This is a genomic window from Larkinella sp., assembly GCF_965227735.1.
GTDB lineage: Bacteria > Bacteroidota > Bacteroidia > Cytophagales > Spirosomataceae > Larkinella.
The window spans coordinates 3,495,091-3,514,301 of the sequence record NZ_OZ245776.1 but is presented as its reverse complement, the minus strand read 5'-3'; the positions used below and the strand labels follow the sequence as shown (position 1 = coordinate 3,514,301).

The following is a 19,211-nucleotide window of genomic DNA, read 5'->3' as shown; positions in this document are numbered from 1 at the left end:
CTATGCTGCCTTTTTTGTTAATCGCTTTGTTAAGTGCCGTCGCACAGTTGTTCTTGCCGTGGTGGAGCATTGCCCTGGTGGCATTTGGGGTGTGTTTCTGGCGCAGCAAAACCGGTTGGCGGGCCTTTGGTGCCGGTTTTTTAGGCATTGCGGTAGTCTGGTTCGTCTATGCGTTTTTGATTCATCTGCAAACGGACGGTATTCTGACGGGTCGGATGGCGGAGCTTTTTTTTAAAACGAAGACGCCGGTTTTTCTGCTCCTCATCACGCCCCTGCTGGGCGGTTTGACAGGCGGCCTGGCGGGTTTGGCGGGCCGTCAGGTCCGTGCGGTTTTTATGGCCAAACCGGAATGAATGCTCCGCAGAGCCGCATCAGATTGCTACATAACGAGTAAATCGTACCTTTGTAAAATCATTAATCCATTAATTAACTGTTTCTTGTGAAAAACGCATCCCTTGTTTTGAACGCCGTACTGGCGGTTGCTGTAGCAGTTTTATACTACCTGCACTTCTCTGACAAAAACACTACAGAACCGGTTTCTGCCGGTACAACGAAATCGGCGCCGGTCCGCAAGACGGTTTATGTCAACGTCGACTCTTTGCTGACCAATTATGAATATTTTAAAGACACCCGGAAAGTGCTGGAAAGCAAAAGGTTTCAGCTTGACAACGAATTGAACAACAAGGGACGTTCACTGCAAAATGAAGTGGCTTTCTTCCAGCAACGGGCTCAGACGATGACGATGGAACAGGGCCGGGCTACGGAAGCGGCTTTGCAAAAGAAACAGCAGGATTTGGTGGCCTATCGCGACCGGGTGGTTCAGCAACTGGCGGAAGAAGAGCAAAAAAAGAATGAAGAACTGTACAATCAGATTCATGATTATCTGAAGAAAGTCAACAAGCAAAATCAGTATGACTTTGTGATGGGCTATTCCAGAGGGGGCGGCATTCTCTTCGCAGACACCACGCTGGATGCGACCAAATCGATCATTGGCGGTCTAAACAAAGAATATCAGCAAAAGCAGACCAAAAAATAAAAACCCGTCAACTACGGTAAACGAAGCTCCACTACCAGTTCGTAGTGGGGTTTTTTTATGTTCTTTTTCCAACAAAATAAAGATTCATGCCGGGTTTTTAGAAGGTTAGCAGCACAACGGCATAAAATTTGTTAAACGTAGGGTGATGTTGTATGTATCGACAAGTCATTGCGATTCATTCAATGCGATAATCTTTCTAAATAACGGCCATTAGCCTGGAAGGACAGGGTTATAATTTTAAAGGTTGGTACACGCGCAGGGTGTGTATAAATGAAGATATCCTGGAGAATGCCGGTGTGTACAGAAGGGTCTTGAGGCTGTGATTCGGCTGTACGCCGTATCTTTTTGGATGCGGTTAAAACACCGGCTTCGCCAGGAAAATGTTTATAATGCAGGAATCATTTGATACCCCGGAGATTACTTCGGGGTATTTTTTGTTTACAAATCGGTACTTTTGATTTAGTATTTAAAAGTCGGTTTACCAACCTATTTTCCAGCACGTGAACGTTCTGGAAAGAAGAAAGGAACCGCCATCCGATTACTACATTGACCACACTATAGTTATGTCTGATAAAACCCTGGCCAAACACATCGAAATCCGGAATCGCCGGGCTTCCTTCGAATACTTTTTTCTGGAGACTTTCACCGCCGGTATCATGCTTACGGGCACTGAGATCAAATCGGTTCGGCAGGGAAAAGTAAACCTGGGAGACGCCTATTGTTTATTTTCCAAAGAGGAGTTGTATGTCCGGCAAATGCACATTTCGCAGTATACCGAAGGAACCTATAACAACCATGAACCGCTGCGCGACCGGAAATTGCTGTTGCAGAAGCGGGAATTGAAACGGTTGGTCAATAAACTGACCGATCAGGGGTTGACGATCATCCCAACCAAGCTTTTTATCAATGACCGGGGGTTTGCCAAACTGGAGATTGCGCTGGCCAAAGGGAAAAAATTATACGACAAACGCGACTCGATCAAGGAGCGGGATGTTTCGCGGGAGATGAGCCGGGAACAGTTTTGATGCTTAGTTGCCTGACGGTCAGGCGCGTCGGCCGTGGTTAAAAAAATACGTACGATTCCGGGAATAACCTGTCATTTATAATGAAATATCATTAACTTGCTTGAAAAAGTAGGAGTCAGATACATTGTTTATGGGTAGGAAAGTCCTGGTACTTAATCAAGACTATAGCGCATTAGGCATCTGTTCTGTACCGAAAGCGTTCTTGTTAGTCTACCTGAACAAAGCGGAACTGGTTGCCAAATCTCAGGGTTTTGTCCTGCGAACGGTGGACGTTGAGTACCCGTCTCCCACCGTCATCCGCCTGCACCGCTACATTCATCTCCCCTACAAGGGGGTCATGCTGAACCGTCAGAATATTTTTAAACGTGATGGGAACCGGTGCCAGTACTGCGGCAAACACGAAGACCTGACCCTCGACCACGTTCTGCCCAAATCGAGGGGCGGCAAAACCAACTGGGACAACCTCATCACGGCCTGTAAACGCTGCAACTCCCAGAAAGGCGACCTTACGCCCGAGGAAGCCGGTATGAAATTGTACCAGAAACCCTTCAAACCATCTTTTCTAGTCTTTCTACGCGACTTTTCCGGCTCCCTCGAAGAAACGTGGGTGCCTTTCCTGGCCAAACGCGAAAAAATGTACTGAGCAACCCGCTCATCAGCGCCCCGTTGACGGGAAGTGACATTTTTTTGTCTTCCCTGGATGGTTTTCCAGAAAACTTCACTATTTTTGCACCTCCTTTTTTGGGGCAGTGTCTCCATGTATCAACTAAAAGTCAGCCAGGAAGGCCCGGGGGCTGATGTATCGATGGGCCACAACCAAACTTTTATGAGCAAAACGCAAACACTGCCTGATTTTGATTGGGATAAGGCAGACAACCGGGGTTTCGGTAGCGGTTATTCAGACGAAGAACGTAATCGTCTGTCGGAGCTGTACGATAACACCCTGGCGCAAGTAAACGAGAAAGAGGTAGTAATCGGGACCGTTGTCGGTATTACTGACCGGGAAGTGATTCTTAACATTGGTTTTAAATCGGATGGTCTGGTTCCGGCTTCGGAATTCCGCGATCTGCCCGATATGAAAATTGGTGATGAAGTAGAAGTTTACGTAGAAAATCAGGAAGACCCCAATGGTCAACTGGTGTTGTCGCGCAAGAAAGCCAAAGTCATTACGGCCTGGCAGAAAATTCAGCGCGCTCTGGACGAAGACCTGGTCATCGAAGGATTCGTGAAGCGCCGGACCAAAGGTGGTCTGATTGTCGATATTTATAGCATTGAAGCTTTCTTGCCAGGATCGCAAATCGACGTGAAGCCGATTCGTGATTTCGACGTGTTCGTCGGCAAGAAAATGGAAGTGAAAGTGGTGAAAATCAATTACGCCAACGATAACGTAGTGGTTTCACACAAAGTACTGATCGAAAAAGACCTTGAAGCACAACGTCAGCAAATCCTGAACAACCTGCAAAAAGGTCAGGTGCTGGAAGGGGTGATCAAGAACATGACCAACTTCGGGGTATTTATCGACCTCGGTGGTGTCGATGGTCTGTTGCACATCACGGATATTTCGTGGGGCCGCATCAGCCACCCGTCCGAACTGTTGCACCTCGATCAGAAAGTCAACGTTGTTGTGTTGGATTTCGACGAAGACAAAAAACGGATTTCACTGGGTATGAAGCAACTCCAGGCGCATCCATGGGATTCGCTGCAGGAAGGCATGCAGATTGGCTCGAAGGTGAAAGGCCGGATTGTCAACGTGGCCGACTACGGCGCGTTCCTGGAAATCATGCCGGGTGTTGAAGGTCTGATCCACGTTTCTGAAATGTCGTGGTCGCAGCATCTGCGCAATCCACAGGACTTCCTGAAAGTGGGCGACGAAGTGGAAGCCGTTGTGCTGACGCTGGATCGCAACGATCGCAAGATGTCCCTCGGTATCAAGCAATTGACGGCTGACCCCTGGTCGCGTCCGGAACTGGTGGAGAAATACGCCATTGGTACCAAACACAAAGGGGTTGTTCGGAACCTGACGAACTTCGGTTTGTTCCTGGAACTGGAAGAAGGCATCGACGGTCTGGTACACGTATCGGATCTGTCCTGGACGAAGAAAATCAAACACCCTTCTGACTTCATTAAAGTTGGCGAAGAGCTGGAAGTAATCGTTCTGGAACTGGATGTTGACAACCGTCGTCTGGCGTTGGGTCACAAACAACTGGAAGAAAATCCGTGGGATACATTCGAAAGCGTTTTCACGCCGGGTTCAGTTCACCGGTGTACGATCCTGTCGAAAAACGACAAGGTTGCCACGCTGGAATTACCCTACGGTATTGAAGGTTTCTCAGCCCTGAAAAACCTGCAGAAGGAAGACGGTTCGTGGGCGGATGTCGGCGAAACGGTTGACTTCAAAGTGATTGAATTTTCGAAGGACGAAAAACGCATTATGCTGTCACACTCGAAAACGTGGCAGGAAAAAGGCGACGATCGTAAACCGGAGAAAAGACAGGCCGTTGCTAAAGCACCGACCACCAGCAGCAAAGAACCGGAGCGTGCTACGCTCGGAGATCTCGATGCTCTGGCTGCCTTGAAAGAGCAAATGGAAGGTCGTTCTTCGAAAGGAGAATAAGTTCTGAAATATTTGAAGTGCCGTGCTGTCTGGAATGAATATTGTAGTAAGTTTGCGGCACGAAAAGCAGTTGAGGAGTTTAGGAATTTGAGAAATCAGGAGGGCTTGAAGGAGACCTCCCACCCCTTAAATTCCTGAGCTCCGAAACCAAAAAGGGTCCTGTGGCCGAGTGGCTAGGCAGAGGTCTGCAAAACCTTTTACAGCGGTTCGAATCCGCTCGGGACCTCTTCCTTTGTATCGAATAGATACAAGTACTATTTTAATACGAATTGCCATCCGAGGAGGTTCAAAGCCTGCCGGATGGCATTTTTTTTAGATTTAATTAAGGTCTGGAAGGGTCGTTCAAAGTGATTAATTCGCGCAGAAAAGCCAGTTACTTAGACAAAGTATAAATAAAATCCCCCGGTAAAATATCAAACCGCAGATGTTTGATTAAAACCGTTCCTGTGCTACTTTTGTGCGTTAATGGAAAATAATTAGTAGGTATGCATACTGATTTTATCGGTTTCTCATTGATTAAAATGTACTCACGAAGTGTAATAAGTACTTTAGTAATTGTACTGATAGCACTGTTCAGCAGCTATCAGTCAGTGGCTCAGGAAGCCGCGGCTGCAGGTGGTGATGCAGCAAAAGGAAAGGAATTATTCTCGACTTTATGCCAGCAATGCCACGCCGTAACGGACGAAAAAGTAATCGGTCCAGGATTGAAAGGAATCAAAAGCCGCCGGGATGAAGCATGGCTGATCAAGTGGGTGAAAAACCCGCAAGCCGTCATTTCCAGTGGCGATGCCTATGCCACGGCATTGTACGCCAAGTACCAGCCGCTGGTGATGCAGAGCTTCCCGGATTTGTCCGATGATGACATCAAGAACATTCTGGCGCACGTAGAAGCGGCTGGTGCTCCAAAGGCTGCTCCGGCTGATGCTGGAGGAACCGCCGGGCCAGCGGCTGCCGCACCGGCCAGCGAAAGCCCATCCGGACTATTCACTGCCGTGCTGGTTGCGCTGCTTGTCGTTATGATGCTGGTTCTGGGCGTTTTACTGGTTCTGGTATCGGTTCTGTCAAAAGCCGTTGCGCCAACCCCCGGTGCGGAAGGTACCCAATCGACGCCGTTCTTCCAGCGACTGAAAAGCAACCTGTCGGCTGTCGCCAGCAACAGCACCCTGCGCTCCATTGTTCTGTGGCTGTTTGTATTTGTAGTGACCAAGCAAACCTTCGATGGTCTTTACAGCGTCGGCGTTTCGCAGGGCTACGCTCCCAAACAGCCCATCGCGTTTTCGCACAAACTACACGCCGGTCAATACCAGATCAATTGTAACTACTGTCACACCAGTGTTTACAAAGGAAAGCTAGCCACCATTCCGTCGGCCAACATCTGTATGAACTGTCACGGTGAAATCAAACGCGAATCACCGGAAATCCAGAAAATCTACAAGGCCATCGAAGAAGACCGTCCTGTGGAATGGGTACGCGTTCATAATCTCCCTGATCTGGCCTATTTCAATCACGCCCAACACACCAACGTGGGTCAGGTGCAATGCCAGACTTGCCACGGTGAGATCGAAAAAATGGAAGTGGTCGAGCAGCGATCGTCTCTCACGATGGGCTGGTGTATAGATTGCCACCGGAAAACCGAAGTTGCTACGAAGGATAATGCCTACTACGATAAATTAGTTGCCCTCCACAAAAAGGGAAGCAAAGAACCGTTGCGAGTGGCTAATATTGGTGGCCTCGAGTGTTCAAAATGCCATTATTAATCACACCGAATCCCATTAAACAGTTGAACTGAATCAATAGGACTGTATGGAAAGTACAAATAAACGGTATTGGAGGGGACTGGAAGAGCTACGAAACGACGAATCTTTTGTAAAAAACGCGTATAAGGAGTTTCCAGAAGCCAATAGTGATAAATCATCTACCGAATCAGGAAGTATTGTCGACGGTATTGGTAGTGACCGTCGGGATTTCTTAAAAGTATTGGGATTCGGCATGGCCGCTGTGACACTGGCGGCCTGCGATACGCCGGTTCACCGTGCTATACCTTATATTAATAAACCGGAAAGCACCTTTCCGGGCATTGCCGATTATTACGCATCGACCTACAGTGAAGGGGGCGACTATATTCCGGTTTTGGTAAAGACCCGCGAAGGTCGGCCTATCAAAATTGAAGGGAATACGTCATCGACCATCACCAAAGGGGGAACGTCGGCGCGGGTTCAGGCTTCTGTTTTGTCGCTGTATGACAACGACAAGCTGAAAGGCCCGAAACGCGGAGACACCGATAGCGACTGGGCAACGATCGACAAGGAAATTCTGGGTCAGTTGCAACGGGGTGGAGCCATCCGCATCGTTTCGTCAACCCTGCTGAGTCCGTCGACCAAATCGGTGATTGCGGCTTTCATTGCCAAATACCCAACGGCTACGCACATTCAGTATGATGCTAATTCCGTCTCCGGATTGGTTCAGGCCAACCAGACATCGTTTGGTCAGGCGGTGATTCCTTCCTACGATTTCAGCAAAGCCAAAACAATCGTCAGCGTTGGTGCCGACTTTCTGGGTAGCTGGATCGCTCCGTTAGAATACACCGATCAATATATTTCAACCCGTAAAGTCGGCGCAAACGCTGGTAACAAAAAGGAAATGTCACGGCATTACCAGTTTGAAACCGGTTTGTCGATGACGGGTTCAAACGCCGATTACCGGAGTCCCATCAAACCTTCGCAGGAAGGCCTGGTGGTCGCTGCGCTTTACAATAAAGTAGCGGCTAAATTGGGTGGTACGCCGGTTAGTACGGCCGCCGTGGATGTTCCTTATCTGGATAAAGCCGCTGCCGATCTGGCATCTGCCCGGGGTGCTGCGCTGGTTGTTTCCGGTTCAAACGATCCTAATGTTCAGGTGCTGGTCAATGCGTTGAACAACCTGTTAGGCAGCTACGGGGTTACCATCGATCTGAGTCGACCAGTCAATTACCGCCAGGGTAACGATGCGGCCATGAATGCCTTCATCACCGATGCCAAGGCGGGACGGATTCAGGGCGCTATTTTCTACGCAGCCAACCCGGTTTACGATCACCCACGCGGTGCAGAGTTGAAAGAAGCCCTGCCAAAAATTGGCTTGTCGGTTTCCTTTGCCGATCGTTCCGACGAAACCGCTTCCCTGTGTAAATACACCTGCCCGGCGTCACATTATCTCGAATCGTGGGATGATGCGTCACCCAAAGCCGGTTTCTATAGCCTGACCCAGCCAACGATCAATACGATCTTTAAAACCCGTCAGCCGCAGGTTTCGTTGCTGACCTGGGCCGGTTTGAGTCCGAATTACGAAAACTTTATCAAAAGCTACTGGCGGACATCCATTTATCCGCAAGCCGGTAGCGGCTTGCCATTCGACCAGTTCTGGATTCAGTCGCTGCACAATGGTGTTCTGGAAGTGAATGCCGCGGCAGCGGGTGCTGCCGGTGCTTTCAAACCCGAAACGGTTGTAGCCGCAGCCGCTGGGGTTGCCCAAAAATACAAGCCAAACGCAACAGGATTCGAATTGTCACTTTACGAGAAAGTGAGCATTGGAACCGGTGCCATGGCCAACAATCCCTGGTTACAGGAATTGCCCGATCCGGTTTCAAAAGCCTGTTGGGACAATTACGCGTGTCTGTCGCAGAAAACCGCTACCGAACTGGGCGTTCAGCAGTTCGACCTGGTTTCGGTTGAAGTAACGGGCAAACCCGCCGTTGAGTTGCCCGTTCTGGTTCAGCCCGGACAGGCTGATGGTACGGTTTCGATCGCTATTGGATACGGACGCGAGAAAGCCGGTAAATCGGCTGATGGCGTTGGTAAGAATGTTTACCCGCTGGCATCCGTTTCGGCAAATTCGTTGCTGTTTTCCGCGATGGACGTAAAAATTACCAAAGCCAGCGGAAGCCGTACGATTGCGCAGACCCAAACCCACGATACCGTAATGGGTCGCCGGGCGGTTATTCAGGAAACGATCTTAGCGGCTTACAAAAAAGATCCGAAAGCCGGTCGGTATTTTCCGAAAGTGGTCACGTCCGAGGGGCCTGTTTCTCCCACAGACATTTCGCTCTGGAAAGGCTACGAAAAAACGAACCATTCCTGGGGCATGATTATCGACCTCAACTCCTGCACCGGTTGTGCCGCGTGCGTGGTGGGTTGCCAGGCCGAAAATAACATCCCGGTTGTTGGGCGGCAGGAAGTCATCAACCGCCGTGAAATGCACTGGATTCGGATCGACCGGTATTACAGCAGCGATGCCGAAGCCGAAGACCGGAAAGGTCTGGAAATTGCTTCCAACAATCCGGAAGTCGTCTTCCAGCCCATGCTGTGTCAGCATTGCTCTAATGCCCCCTGCGAAACCGTATGTCCGGTATTGGCAACGACGCACAGCGCGGAAGGGCTAAACCAGATGACCTACAACCGTTGCGTGGGAACCCGGTATTGCGCCAACAACTGCCCCTATAAAGTGCGCCGGTTTAACTGGTTCAAATATTTCGACAACGACAATTTCGACTACCACTACAACAACGATCTCGGAAAGATGGTCATCAATCCGGATGTGACCGTTCGTTCGCGGGGCGTTATTGAGAAGTGTTCATTCTGCGTGCAACGCATTCAGGAGGGGAAACTGACGGCTAAAAAAGAGCGCAGAAGACCCAAACCGGATGAAATTCAGGTGGCCTGTGCGCAAGCCTGCCCAACCGGTGGCATAATCTTTGGCGATATGAATGATCCGGAAAGCACGATTTCGAAACTGTTGAAAGAGGAGAATGAAGCCCGGGCTTTTCAGGTTCTGGAAGAAATCAATGTGAGACCGCAGATTTCGTACCTGACCAAAATCCGGAACAAGGATGAAGAAGCCAAACCCGTTGCAGCCGCAGCCGGGCACGCTGAATAACGCCACCCCTGATTGTGTATTTCCAGTTTGTTAACTAGTAGCATTCAAAATTAACTACCATGCACGTTACATCACCCGTGAGAACCCCACTGGTAACCGGGGGCAAGACATATGCCGACGTGACGGAAGACATCTGCAAGCAGGTTGAAGGAAAACCGACCCGCGAGTGGACCATCGCTTTTGTCATTTCGTTTGTCGTATTGATTTACGGCACCTGTTGCGTATTCTGGACCTGGTGGGAAGGTCTGGGCGTCTGGGGCTTGAACAAAACCGTAGGCTGGGCCTGGGACATTACCAACTTTGTGTGGTGGGTCGGGATCGGTCACGCCGGTACGCTGATCTCCGCCATTCTGTTGTTGTTCCGGATGAAATACCGGACGTCGATCAACCGGGCGGCTGAAGCCATGACCATTTTCGCCGTTCTTTGTGCGGCCAGCTTTATTCTGATGCACATGGGCCGCCCCTGGCTGGCCTACTGGGCGTTGCCGCTGCCGAACGCTTTTGGTTCGTTGTGGGTAAACTTCAACTCACCGCTGGTGTGGGACGTTTTCGCCATCAGTACGTATTTCACCGTATCGCTGGTTTTCTGGTACATGGGTCTGGTGCCGGATTTGGCGACCATCCGCGACCGGGCAACGAGCAAGGTATCCCGTTATATTTACGGTGCGTTTTCATTGGGCTGGAACGGCGGAGCTAAAACCTGGGCTCGCTACGAATACATCAGCTTGATTTTGGCCGGTATCTCAACGCCACTCGTACTCTCGGTTCACACCATTGTAAGTATGGACTTTGCTACCTCGGTGATCCCGGGCTGGCACACGACCATCTTCCCTCCTTACTTCGTTGCGGGTGCCATCTTCTCCGGTTTTGCCATGGTGCAGAACTTAATGCTGATCACACGGGTCGTTTTCAAACTGGAAGATTACATTACCTTCGAGCACATCGAGTCGATGAATAAAATCATCACGCTGACCGGTTCGATCGTAGGGGTTGCCTACATTACGGAGTTCTTCATTGCCTGGTATTCAGGGGTTGAATACGAACGGTATGCGTTCCTGAACCGGATGTTAGGACCGTACTGGTGGGCTTACTGGGCCATGATGACCTGTAACGTAATTTCTCCGCAGTTGTTCTGGTCACGGAAAATCCGCCGGAGCGTGACGTGGACGTTCGTATTATCCGTCATCGTAAACATCGGGATGTGGTTCGAACGGTTTGTAATTATCGTAACGTCACTGCACCGCGATTACCTGCCATCAAGCTGGGCGATGTTCTCACCCACCATGTTCGACATTGGTGACTATATTTTCTCCTTCGGATTGTTCTTCACCCTATTCCTGCTGTTTGCCAAATTCCTGCCGGTAATCAACATGTTCGAAGTGAAGGCCATCATCCGGTCGGCATCTGAAAAGCTGCCGAAGTCGGTATCGGGCGTTGCCAAAGGCGAAAGCGTGACAAGCCCGACCTACAATAAAAACATCGAGTAACTGGGAGTACATTAACTGAAGAACTGGTTCAAATTTTATTATAGCAATGTCTCATCATAACGATAGCGCAAAATTTCTGGTAGGCGTTTACGACGACGATGAAGTCGTTCTGAAAGCCGTTACCGAAGTCAAAAGCGCGGGTGTCCGGATTCACGAAGTCTATACTCCTTTTCCTATTCACGGGCTTGATGTCGCATTAGGTCACCCCCGTACCCGCATCGGGATTGCTGCCTTCCTGTTTGGTCTGACCGGCTTTCTGACGATGGTGTCGTTGACGTACTATACAATGGGCTACGACTGGCCCATGATTATCGGTGGTAAAGATAACTACGCCTATCCGGCTTATATACCGGTGATGTTTGAGTTGACCGTTCTGTTTACGGCGCTTGGCATGGTGGGCACGTTTCTGGTATCCAACGGTTTAGGTCCCACAGTGAAACCACTGATGTTTGATCTGCGCAGTACGGATAACAAGTTTGTGATGGCAATCGATCTAAGCAAAAACAAGCAATCGGAAGTAGAGATTGCCTCGGTTTTGCGGGCATCGGGCGCGGCAGAAGTAAATGTAAAACAATTTTAATCCGACTGACGACACATGAAGTTTACGCGACTAAACCGCTCTCTTCTGGTGATGGCAGCCGCCATGCTAACGATAACCGCCTGCAAGCGGGGTCACGACAATCCGGGCAGCCAATTTGCCCCCAACATGTACGAACCGGTCGGTTATGAGCCATACAAGCAAGTAGATGGGTTCAAAACTCCTTATAGTAAAACTGGTACGGCTTTATGGCTGCCCGTAAAAGGAACCGTATCCCGGCGTAATTACAATACGGCGTTTGGGGATGGTGACAGTACGACGAGCGACCTGATGATTTATAACATTCCTGCCGATAGCATCGAAATTGCCGAACGGACGCTGGTTAACCCCATTCCGCTGAACGAGAAGACGCTGGCCGAAGGAAAAGAATACTATACCCGTTTCTGCCAGCATTGCCACGGTGAAGCCGGCAAAGGCGATGGCCTGGTGGCTGCCCAATACAAAGGAGTTCCGAATTATGCCTCCATGTCAGGCATGAAAGAAGGGCACATCTTTCACGTGATTACCCACGGTAGAAACCGGATGTGGCCACACGGTTCTCAGATAACGCCCGAAGACCGCTGGAAAATCGTGCATTATGTCCAGAAATTACAAAATGGGGGTTAAGTTGTACATAGAAGACTCATTATAGTTTACAAAGGAATGGCTCATACACATTCAATCCCGTCTCTTGACGAACAATTTGAATTTACAGCCGAAAGCAAACGCCGGTTAACCATCGGGATCATTGCTGGGGTTGTACTGGTTGGCATTGGTGCCTATCTGGCGGCAAAAGGGGGTGGCGGACACGAACACGTCGAAGCGGCTCACGGTGCTGCCGGACACGCTGCACATGGTGAAGCAGCCCATGCTGCGGCTGGCGGACATCATGAATACAAGTGGACGACCCGTTTGTGGGCCAACGTCTGGGTAAACAGTGTTTATTTCACCGGAGCAGCCGTCATCGGTATGTTTTTTATCGCCTACAACTACCTGGCGCAAGCGGGCTGGTCGGCGGTTTTCAAACGCATTCCGGAAGCCTTACCGGCCTTCCTGCCGATTACGGGTGTCATCATGCTGATTACCTTCTTTGTCGCCGGCCACGATTTGTTCCACTGGACGCACGAAGGACTGTATGAAGTAGGCGGGCCGGAGTACGATCCGATCATTGCCGGGAAGAAAGGCTTCCTCAATACGCCGTTTTTCGTAGGCCGTATGATCTTTTACTTTGTGGCCTGGTATGCTTTGTGGCGGATTGTCCGTAAATTCTCTCTGGACGAAGATCTGGAAGGCGGAACGGAGTATTACGAAAAAAGCATTAAGTATTCGACCGCTTTCCTGGTTGTTTTTGCGGTTACGTCATCAACCTCTGCCTGGGATTTGATCATGTCCATCGATACACACTGGTTCAGTACGATGTTCGGTTGGTATACCCTCGCAAGCTGGCACGTAACGGGTCTGGCCATTATCACACTGGTGGTTGTCAGCCTGCGCGAAAAAGGTTACCTCAAAGCTGTTAATGAGAGTCATTTACACGATCTGGGTAAGTTCATGTTTGCGTTCAGTATCTTCTGGGCCTATGTCTGGTTTGCCCAATTTATGCTGATTTATTACGCCAACTTACCGGAGGAAACCATTTATTACCGGGAACGGTTTAGTGGGTATGGCGGTATATACAAGGCCCCGTTTTTCATCAATATCTTCCTTTGTTTTGTCTTTCCATTCCTGGTATTAATGACACGGGATGCCAAGCGGACGCCTATCATTTTGAAAGTTGCTTGCTGGGGAATTCTTGTGGGTCACTACTTTGACTTCTACACGAATATTATGCCCGGAACGGTGGGAGAGCACGGCGGATTTGGGCCAATCGAATTCGGAATGATCCTGATTTTTGCCTGTGCCTTTATATGGTCGGTATCTGCACAATTGGCGAAGGCAAACCTGATTCCCAAAAATCACCCGATGCTGGAAGAATCTTTGCACCACGATATTTAAGAATCGGTACCTTTTCGTATTCAAATTCATTCACAGATTGCTATGGTTTACCTTGTAGGACTGTTGTCGTTAGTATTTCTTGTACTGGCTATTCTGGTACTGACGCGATTGACCTCTGTTTTAAAAGGCGTCAATGGTGGTACCCCAACCCAGGAAAGCGAAGGTGCAAGTGTAAGCAACCGGGTTAACGGGCTTCTATTTCTTGTCTTTTTCGTCGCGGGGGCAGGCGCAGCCGCCTGGTCGTTTATTCATGCTTCCCAATTTTTTCTGCCCGAAGCGTCCTCTCCACATGGTCGGCATACGGATAACCTGTTTTGGTTAACGATGTCGGTGATCACGATTGCTTTCGTGGTGACCAATGCACTGTTGTTTTACTTTGCCTTTAAATACCAGTACCGGAAGAATCACAAGGCTACCTATTATCCGGAAAACCACAAACTGGAGTTGATCTGGACGGTTATTCCGGCTGTTGTGATGGCTTTGCTGGTATTTACCGGCTGGCGCGCCTGGCGGGACATTACCAAGGAAGCTCCGGAAAACGCGCTGGCTATCGAAATTGTTGGCAAGCAGTTTAACTGGGAAATGCGGTATCCGGGTGTCGACAACGACAAGTTGGGTAACTACAATTACAAACTCATCGATGCAGCCAACAGCCTGGGAATCGACCTGGAAGACGAATCCTCATTCGACGATGTAACGGTATCCAACGAAATGCACATTCCGGTGAATCGTCCGGTTTTGTTGAAAATTCGCGCCAAAGACGTATTACACAGTGTTTTTATCCCACACATGCGGGTGAAAATGGATGCCGTACCGGGAATGCCAACGCGGTTCTGGTTTGTTGCGGATAAAACCACCGAGCAGATGCGGAACGAAACAGGTAATCAGAATTTCAAATACGAAATTGCCTGTACGGAAGTTTGCGGTCAGGGACACTTCTCGATGAGAACCACCTTGATCGTTGAGGACGAAGATTCCTATAACAAATGGATGGCTGAACAGAAACCGTGGTTGACAAAAAACCCGGAATATCTGGCTCGTGTTCCGGAGAAACTGAAAGCGAAAGCCGCCAAATACGCACCGGCCGATGCTGCAGCACCTGCCGACAGCACCGCAGCACCCGTTGAAGAGGGCGTGGGGGCAACAACCAGTGCATCGTTGCGATAACCAATTAACCTAAAGATTCTATAAAACCATATACTATGGCAACCGTTGAAACGAACGCAGCATCATCGGCGGTTCATGTTGAAGAACATGACCACCACGAAGAGCTAAGTTTCCTGAGGAAATATGTGTTCTCGGAAGACCACAAAACGATTGCAAAACAATACATGTTTTCGGGCATTTTCTGGGCGATCATTGGCGCATCGCTTTCCGTTCTGTTCCGGTTGCAATTGGGATTTCCGAACATGACACTGGAGTGGCTTCGGCCTATTCTGGGTGGCTGGATCGATGAATCCGGTAAGCTTGATAAAGAATTTTATCTGGCTCTGGTAACCATGCACGGCACCATCATGGTGTTCTTCGTGTTGACCGCCGGGTTGAGTGGTACCTTCAGTAACTTCCTGATTCCGTTGCAGGTAGGTGCCCGCGATATGGCGTCCGGCTTCCTGAACATGCTTTCCTACTGGTTTTTCTTCCTGTCCAGCGTTTTGATGTTCTCGTCATTGTTCATCGAAACAGGACCGGCATCCGGTGGTTGGGTAATCTATCCCCCTCTGAGTGCCTTACCACAGGCCATGTCCGGTTCCGGTTTGGGTATGACGCTCTGGTTGATGAGTATGGCGATTTTTATCGTCTCGCAACTATTGGGTGGAATCAACTACATCACCACGGTAATTAACCTGCGGACCCGCGGGATGTCGTTCAGCAAAATGCCGTTGACCATCTGGGCATTCTTATTAACGGCGATTCTGGGTTTGATTTCATTCCCGGTATTGTTGTCAGCAGCACTGCTGCTGATTTTCGACCGGAGCATGGGAACGAGCTTCTACCTGTCTGAAATTTACATTGGCGGAGAAGCGCTGCCAAACATTGGTGGTAGCCCGATTCTGTTCCAGCACTTGTTCTGGTTCCTGGGTCACCCCGAAGTATACATCGTATTGCTCCCGGCATTGGGAATCACCTCCGAAATTATCGCTACCAATGCTCGTAAACCGATCTTCGGCTACCGGGCTATGATTGCGTCCATGATCGGGATTGCCTTCCTGGCGTTTATCGTATGGGCTCACCACATGTTCGTAACCGGGATGAATCCATTCCTGGGATCGATCTTCATGTTCCTGACGCTGATCATTGCGGTTCCATCGGCAGTAAAGGCGTTCAACTATATCACGACGCTGTGGCGTGGTAACATCGTCTTTACCCCGGCCATGTTGTTCTCAATTGGTCTGGTATCTTTCTTCATCTCGGGCGGTTTGACCGGTATTATTCTTGGGAACAGTGCGCTGGACATTCAATTACACGATACCTATTTCGTAGTCGCTCACTTTCACCTGGTAATGGGAGCTGCTTCGGCCTTCGGATTCCTGGCAGGGGTGTACCACTGGTTCCCGAAATTCTTCGGCCGGATGATGAACCCGACTTTGGGCCATATCCACTTCTGGCTTACTTTTGTCGGCATCTATTTGGTGTTCTTCCCGTTACACTATATCGGTATTGCCGGTTTCCCGCGTCGGTATTATTCATTCACTACCTATGAAGCCTTCCGTACGTTCGGAGATCTGAATATGTTTGTGAGTATCGCGGCCATTTTCACCTTTACGGCGCAGTTCATTTTCCTCTGGAACTTCTTCTATAGCATCTTCAAAGGGAAGAAAGCCGCACTCAATCCATGGAATTCGAACACCCTGGAATGGACGACTCCGCTGCATCCGGGGCATGGCAACTGGCCGGGCGAAATCCCACCGGTTTACCGCTGGCCTTATGACTACAGCAAACCGGGTGCAACCAGCGATTTCATTCCGCAGAATGTTCCCTACTCCCAAACGCCGGAATCGAATTTGCCGCATGAAAATGCGCTGATCGCCCTGGAGAAAGAGATTGAGGCACAGAACTACAATGACCAGTTCAAGCAGCCTCACTAATCAACGTGAGCACCTGTTCCGGCGCCTGGCCCTTCTGACCGTTATCACCATTTACCTGCTCATTCTGGCGGGGGGGATTGTCAGAAGTACCGGCTCCGGAATGGGTTGTCCAGATTGGCCCCGGTGTTTCGGACGATGGGTTCCTCCCACGGAAGTCTCCCAACTTCCTGCCAACTACCAGGAAATCTACGGAGCCAAACTGAAAGGGGAAGTCGAGTTTAATCCGGTTAAAACCTGGATCGAATACGTCAACCGCTTGCTGGGTGCCTTTTCCGGTTTGCTGGTTTTTGCCCTGCTCCTGGTGTCGATTCCTTACCTGAAGAACGATAAACGTGTTTTTTACTGGAGCCTAATCTCGTTCGTGCTGATTGGCTTGAACGGCTGGCTGGGGTCCCGCGTCGTCGCAACAGAATTAGCACCCTATTTGGTGACCCTGCACATGTTGCTGGCCATTCTGGTGGTGTTTGCCTTGCTCTATGTCATGGCCATATCCTATACTGGACGGGTCAACGTTGAACCAATAAACCGAAACAAACGGTTGGTCAATCAGATTTTGCTCTGGGCAATGATTCTTTCCGTCGTTCAGGTGTTGATCGGAACCCAGGTGCGCGAATCGATTGACGAGGTTATTCAGCGGTTAGGGTATAGTGAGCGGTATCGGTGGATTGATAACCTGGATTTTCGTTTTTACATTCACCGGTCTTTCTCGTTGGTCATCCTGGTGTTTCACCTGGCGGTTATTTACCAGTTGCGCCAACACACAGCGGCCAAAGGACTGCTTTCTCAACTGATTACGGCTTTGATGGTCATGGTTGTCGTTGAGATTCTGACGGGTATCGTGTTGGCCTATTTCGCTGTTCCGGCAGCGGCTCAGCCTATTCACCTCACGTTGGCCATTGTGATACTGGGTCTGCAGTTTGTCGCACTTCTGGTGCTGAACGCCGACCAACTATTAAAAAATCGGGCTGTTCAACAGCCTATTTATTCAAAACTATAGAATGCAACAAACCAAAACCATTGGTATCAGTGCGTTTGCATTAAAAGGAAAAGCGTACTTCGATTTGCTGAAATTTCGGTTGTCGGCCTTTGTCGCTTTATCCGGCATGTTTGGCTACAGCCTCGCGGTTACCAGGATGGACTGGCTAAAACTTGGGCTGCTATTCGTCGCTTCGCTGGCAATGACCGGTTCTGCAAACATCATCAACCAGATTATTGAGAAAGAATACGATAAACTGATGAAACGAACGGCGGGTCGGCCTTTGCCAACCGGTCGGTTATCGGTTCAGGAAGCTGCTATTTTCGCATTTGTCCTCTTCGTCGTTGCCAGCTATCTGTTCATTGTCGTTTTTAACCTGCGGGCGTGTGCGCTGGCGGTGCTTTCCTTGCTGCTGTACGGGTTTGTCTATACCCCTCTGAAGCGGGTCGGTCCCATTGCGGTTTTTGTGGGTGCTCTGCCGGGCGCATTTCCACCCATGATTGGCTGGGTTGCTGCCACGAATCATTACGGTCTGGAACCCGGCATTTTGTTTGCCATTCAGTTTTTCTGGCAGTTTCCACATTTCTGGGCCATTGCCTGGGTTGCCGATAACGACTACAAAAAAGCCGGTTTCAAACTATTGCCTTCTACGGGTGGCAAGGACGAGAAAACGGCTTTGCAAATCATGATTTACACCCTGTTTCTGTTGCCGGTTGGCTGGCTGCCTTATGAACTGGGCATGACGGGGATCAACTCGGCGATTGTTGCGATGATTTGCGGAATTCTATTTCTGACTCAGACGTTTTACTTAATGAGAAAACGGACGGACAAGGCGGCTTTACAGATTATGTTCGGATCATTTCTGTATTTGCCAATTGTTCAAATTGCCTTCTTGTTAGACAAATTGTAACAAACTATGAGCGAACTAGTTAAAGTTTTGCCAGTGGCGGAAGAACCCGAAGAAACCTTATCGATGAACCCTAAAAAGTTTATCGTCTGGATGTTCGTGGTCAGTATTGTAATGTTGTTTGCGGCTATGACGAGTGCCTATCTGGTTCGTCGGGCAGAAGGAAACTGGCTGGAGTTCAAAATGCCGGCTATTTTCATGTACAGCACAGTGGTGTTGCTGATCAGCAGTGTTTCCATGCATTGGGCGTACCGGGCCGCAAAAAAAGATGATTTCGGGACCCTGAGAACAGCAATTTCTATTACTTTTGCGTTCGGGCTGGCATTTTTAGTGATGCAGTTCGTAGGCTGGAAAGATCTGGTGGCTCAAAACGTGTATTTTGTCGGAAATCCATCCGGCTCATTCATGTACGTTTTCACCGGACTTCACGCGTTTCACCTGGTTAGCGGTTTGATCGTGCTTCTCTATGCGCTGCGTGCTTCTTTTCAGTTGAAGATTCACGCTAAAAACCTGACCCAGCTTGAAGTTTGCATGACCTACTGGCATTTTTTAGATATCTTGTGGGTCTATCTGTTTGGTTTTTTATTGTATTTTAATTGA

16 protein-coding genes and 1 tRNA gene are annotated in these 19,211 nt (G+C 49.4%); all 17 read left to right on the top strand.

Translation table 11 applies throughout. The features are described from left to right. The first annotated feature begins 2 nt into the window (after positions 1-2). The 17 genes from ACO064_RS13560 (at position 3) to ACO064_RS13480 (ending at position 19,211) form a co-directional block, all read left to right on the top strand. Complete coding sequence (locus ACO064_RS13560) at positions 3-353, top strand: hypothetical protein (RefSeq protein WP_421827835.1); 351 nt, start codon at positions 3-5, stop codon at positions 351-353. Positions 354-439: 86 nt separating this feature from the next. After that, positions 440-1,036 carry an OmpH family outer membrane protein gene (locus ACO064_RS13555; RefSeq protein WP_421827834.1) on the top strand — a complete coding sequence of 199 codons (597 nt, stop codon included), beginning with the start codon at positions 440-442 and terminating at the stop codon, positions 1,034-1,036. Between the two features lie 563 nt (positions 1,037-1,599). Next, positions 1,600-2,061 (top strand): SsrA-binding protein SmpB, encoded by a 462-nt coding sequence (gene smpB / locus ACO064_RS13550; protein ID WP_138993052.1) that lies wholly within the window; start codon positions 1,600-1,602, stop codon positions 2,059-2,061. A 130-nt stretch (positions 2,062-2,191) separates the two neighbouring features. Further along, a complete protein-coding gene (locus ACO064_RS13545; protein WP_114406440.1) occupies positions 2,192-2,704 on the top strand; it encodes an HNH endonuclease in 513 nt (170 codons plus the stop codon). A gap of 183 nt (positions 2,705-2,887) precedes the next feature. Then, positions 2,888-4,675 (top strand): 30S ribosomal protein S1, encoded by a 1,788-nt coding sequence (gene rpsA, locus ACO064_RS13540; protein WP_114406514.1) that lies wholly within the window; start codon positions 2,888-2,890, stop codon positions 4,673-4,675. 155 nt (positions 4,676-4,830) lie between these two features. After that, positions 4,831-4,901, top strand: a tRNA-Cys gene (locus ACO064_RS13535). A 259-nt stretch (positions 4,902-5,160) separates the two neighbouring features. Further along, positions 5,161-6,432, top strand: coding sequence for a c-type cytochrome (locus tag ACO064_RS13530; protein ID WP_421827833.1), 1,272 nt, complete (start codon positions 5,161-5,163; stop codon positions 6,430-6,432). A 46-nt stretch (positions 6,433-6,478) separates the two neighbouring features. After that, the gene (locus ACO064_RS13525; RefSeq protein WP_421827832.1) at positions 6,479-9,583 is read left to right on the top strand and encodes a TAT-variant-translocated molybdopterin oxidoreductase; all 3,105 of its coding nucleotides are present in this window, start codon (positions 6,479-6,481) and stop codon (positions 9,581-9,583) included. A 59-nt stretch (positions 9,584-9,642) separates the two neighbouring features. Beyond that, entirely contained in the window at positions 9,643-11,070 is a 1,428-nt protein-coding gene (gene nrfD / locus ACO064_RS13520) for an NrfD/PsrC family molybdoenzyme membrane anchor subunit (RefSeq protein ID WP_421827831.1), read from the top strand. Between the two features lie 46 nt (positions 11,071-11,116). Beyond that, positions 11,117-11,650: a DUF3341 domain-containing protein gene (locus ACO064_RS13515; protein ID WP_138993056.1), complete on the top strand. Its 534-nt coding sequence runs from the start codon at positions 11,117-11,119 to the stop codon at positions 11,648-11,650. A gap of 15 nt (positions 11,651-11,665) precedes the next feature. After that, positions 11,666-12,274, top strand: coding sequence for a c-type cytochrome (locus ACO064_RS13510; protein WP_114406435.1), 609 nt, complete (start codon positions 11,666-11,668; stop codon positions 12,272-12,274). Positions 12,275-12,310: 36 nt separating this feature from the next. Then, complete coding sequence (locus tag ACO064_RS13505) at positions 12,311-13,642, top strand: quinol:cytochrome C oxidoreductase (RefSeq protein WP_138993057.1); 1,332 nt, start codon at positions 12,311-12,313, stop codon at positions 13,640-13,642. Positions 13,643-13,684: 42 nt separating this feature from the next. Next, positions 13,685-14,809 carry a cytochrome c oxidase subunit II gene (gene coxB / locus ACO064_RS13500; RefSeq protein ID WP_421827830.1) on the top strand — a complete coding sequence of 375 codons (1,125 nt, stop codon included), beginning with the start codon at positions 13,685-13,687 and terminating at the stop codon, positions 14,807-14,809. A 35-nt stretch (positions 14,810-14,844) separates the two neighbouring features. Further along, on the top strand, positions 14,845-16,728 hold the full coding sequence (locus ACO064_RS13495) for a cytochrome c oxidase subunit I (protein WP_138993059.1): 1,884 nt from the start codon (positions 14,845-14,847) through the stop codon (positions 16,726-16,728). After that, positions 16,703-17,725: a COX15/CtaA family protein gene (locus ACO064_RS13490; RefSeq protein WP_421827829.1), complete on the top strand. Its 1,023-nt coding sequence runs from the start codon at positions 16,703-16,705 to the stop codon at positions 17,723-17,725. The genes ACO064_RS13495 and ACO064_RS13490 overlap by 26 nt, the downstream gene beginning before the upstream one ends. A 1-nt stretch (position 17,726) precedes the next feature. Beyond that, on the top strand, positions 17,727-18,614 hold the full coding sequence (gene cyoE, locus ACO064_RS13485; RefSeq protein ID WP_421827828.1) for a heme o synthase: 888 nt from the start codon (positions 17,727-17,729) through the stop codon (positions 18,612-18,614). Between the two features lie 6 nt (positions 18,615-18,620). Then, a complete protein-coding gene (locus ACO064_RS13480) occupies positions 18,621-19,211 on the top strand; it encodes a cytochrome c oxidase subunit 3 (protein WP_421827827.1) in 591 nt (196 codons plus the stop codon).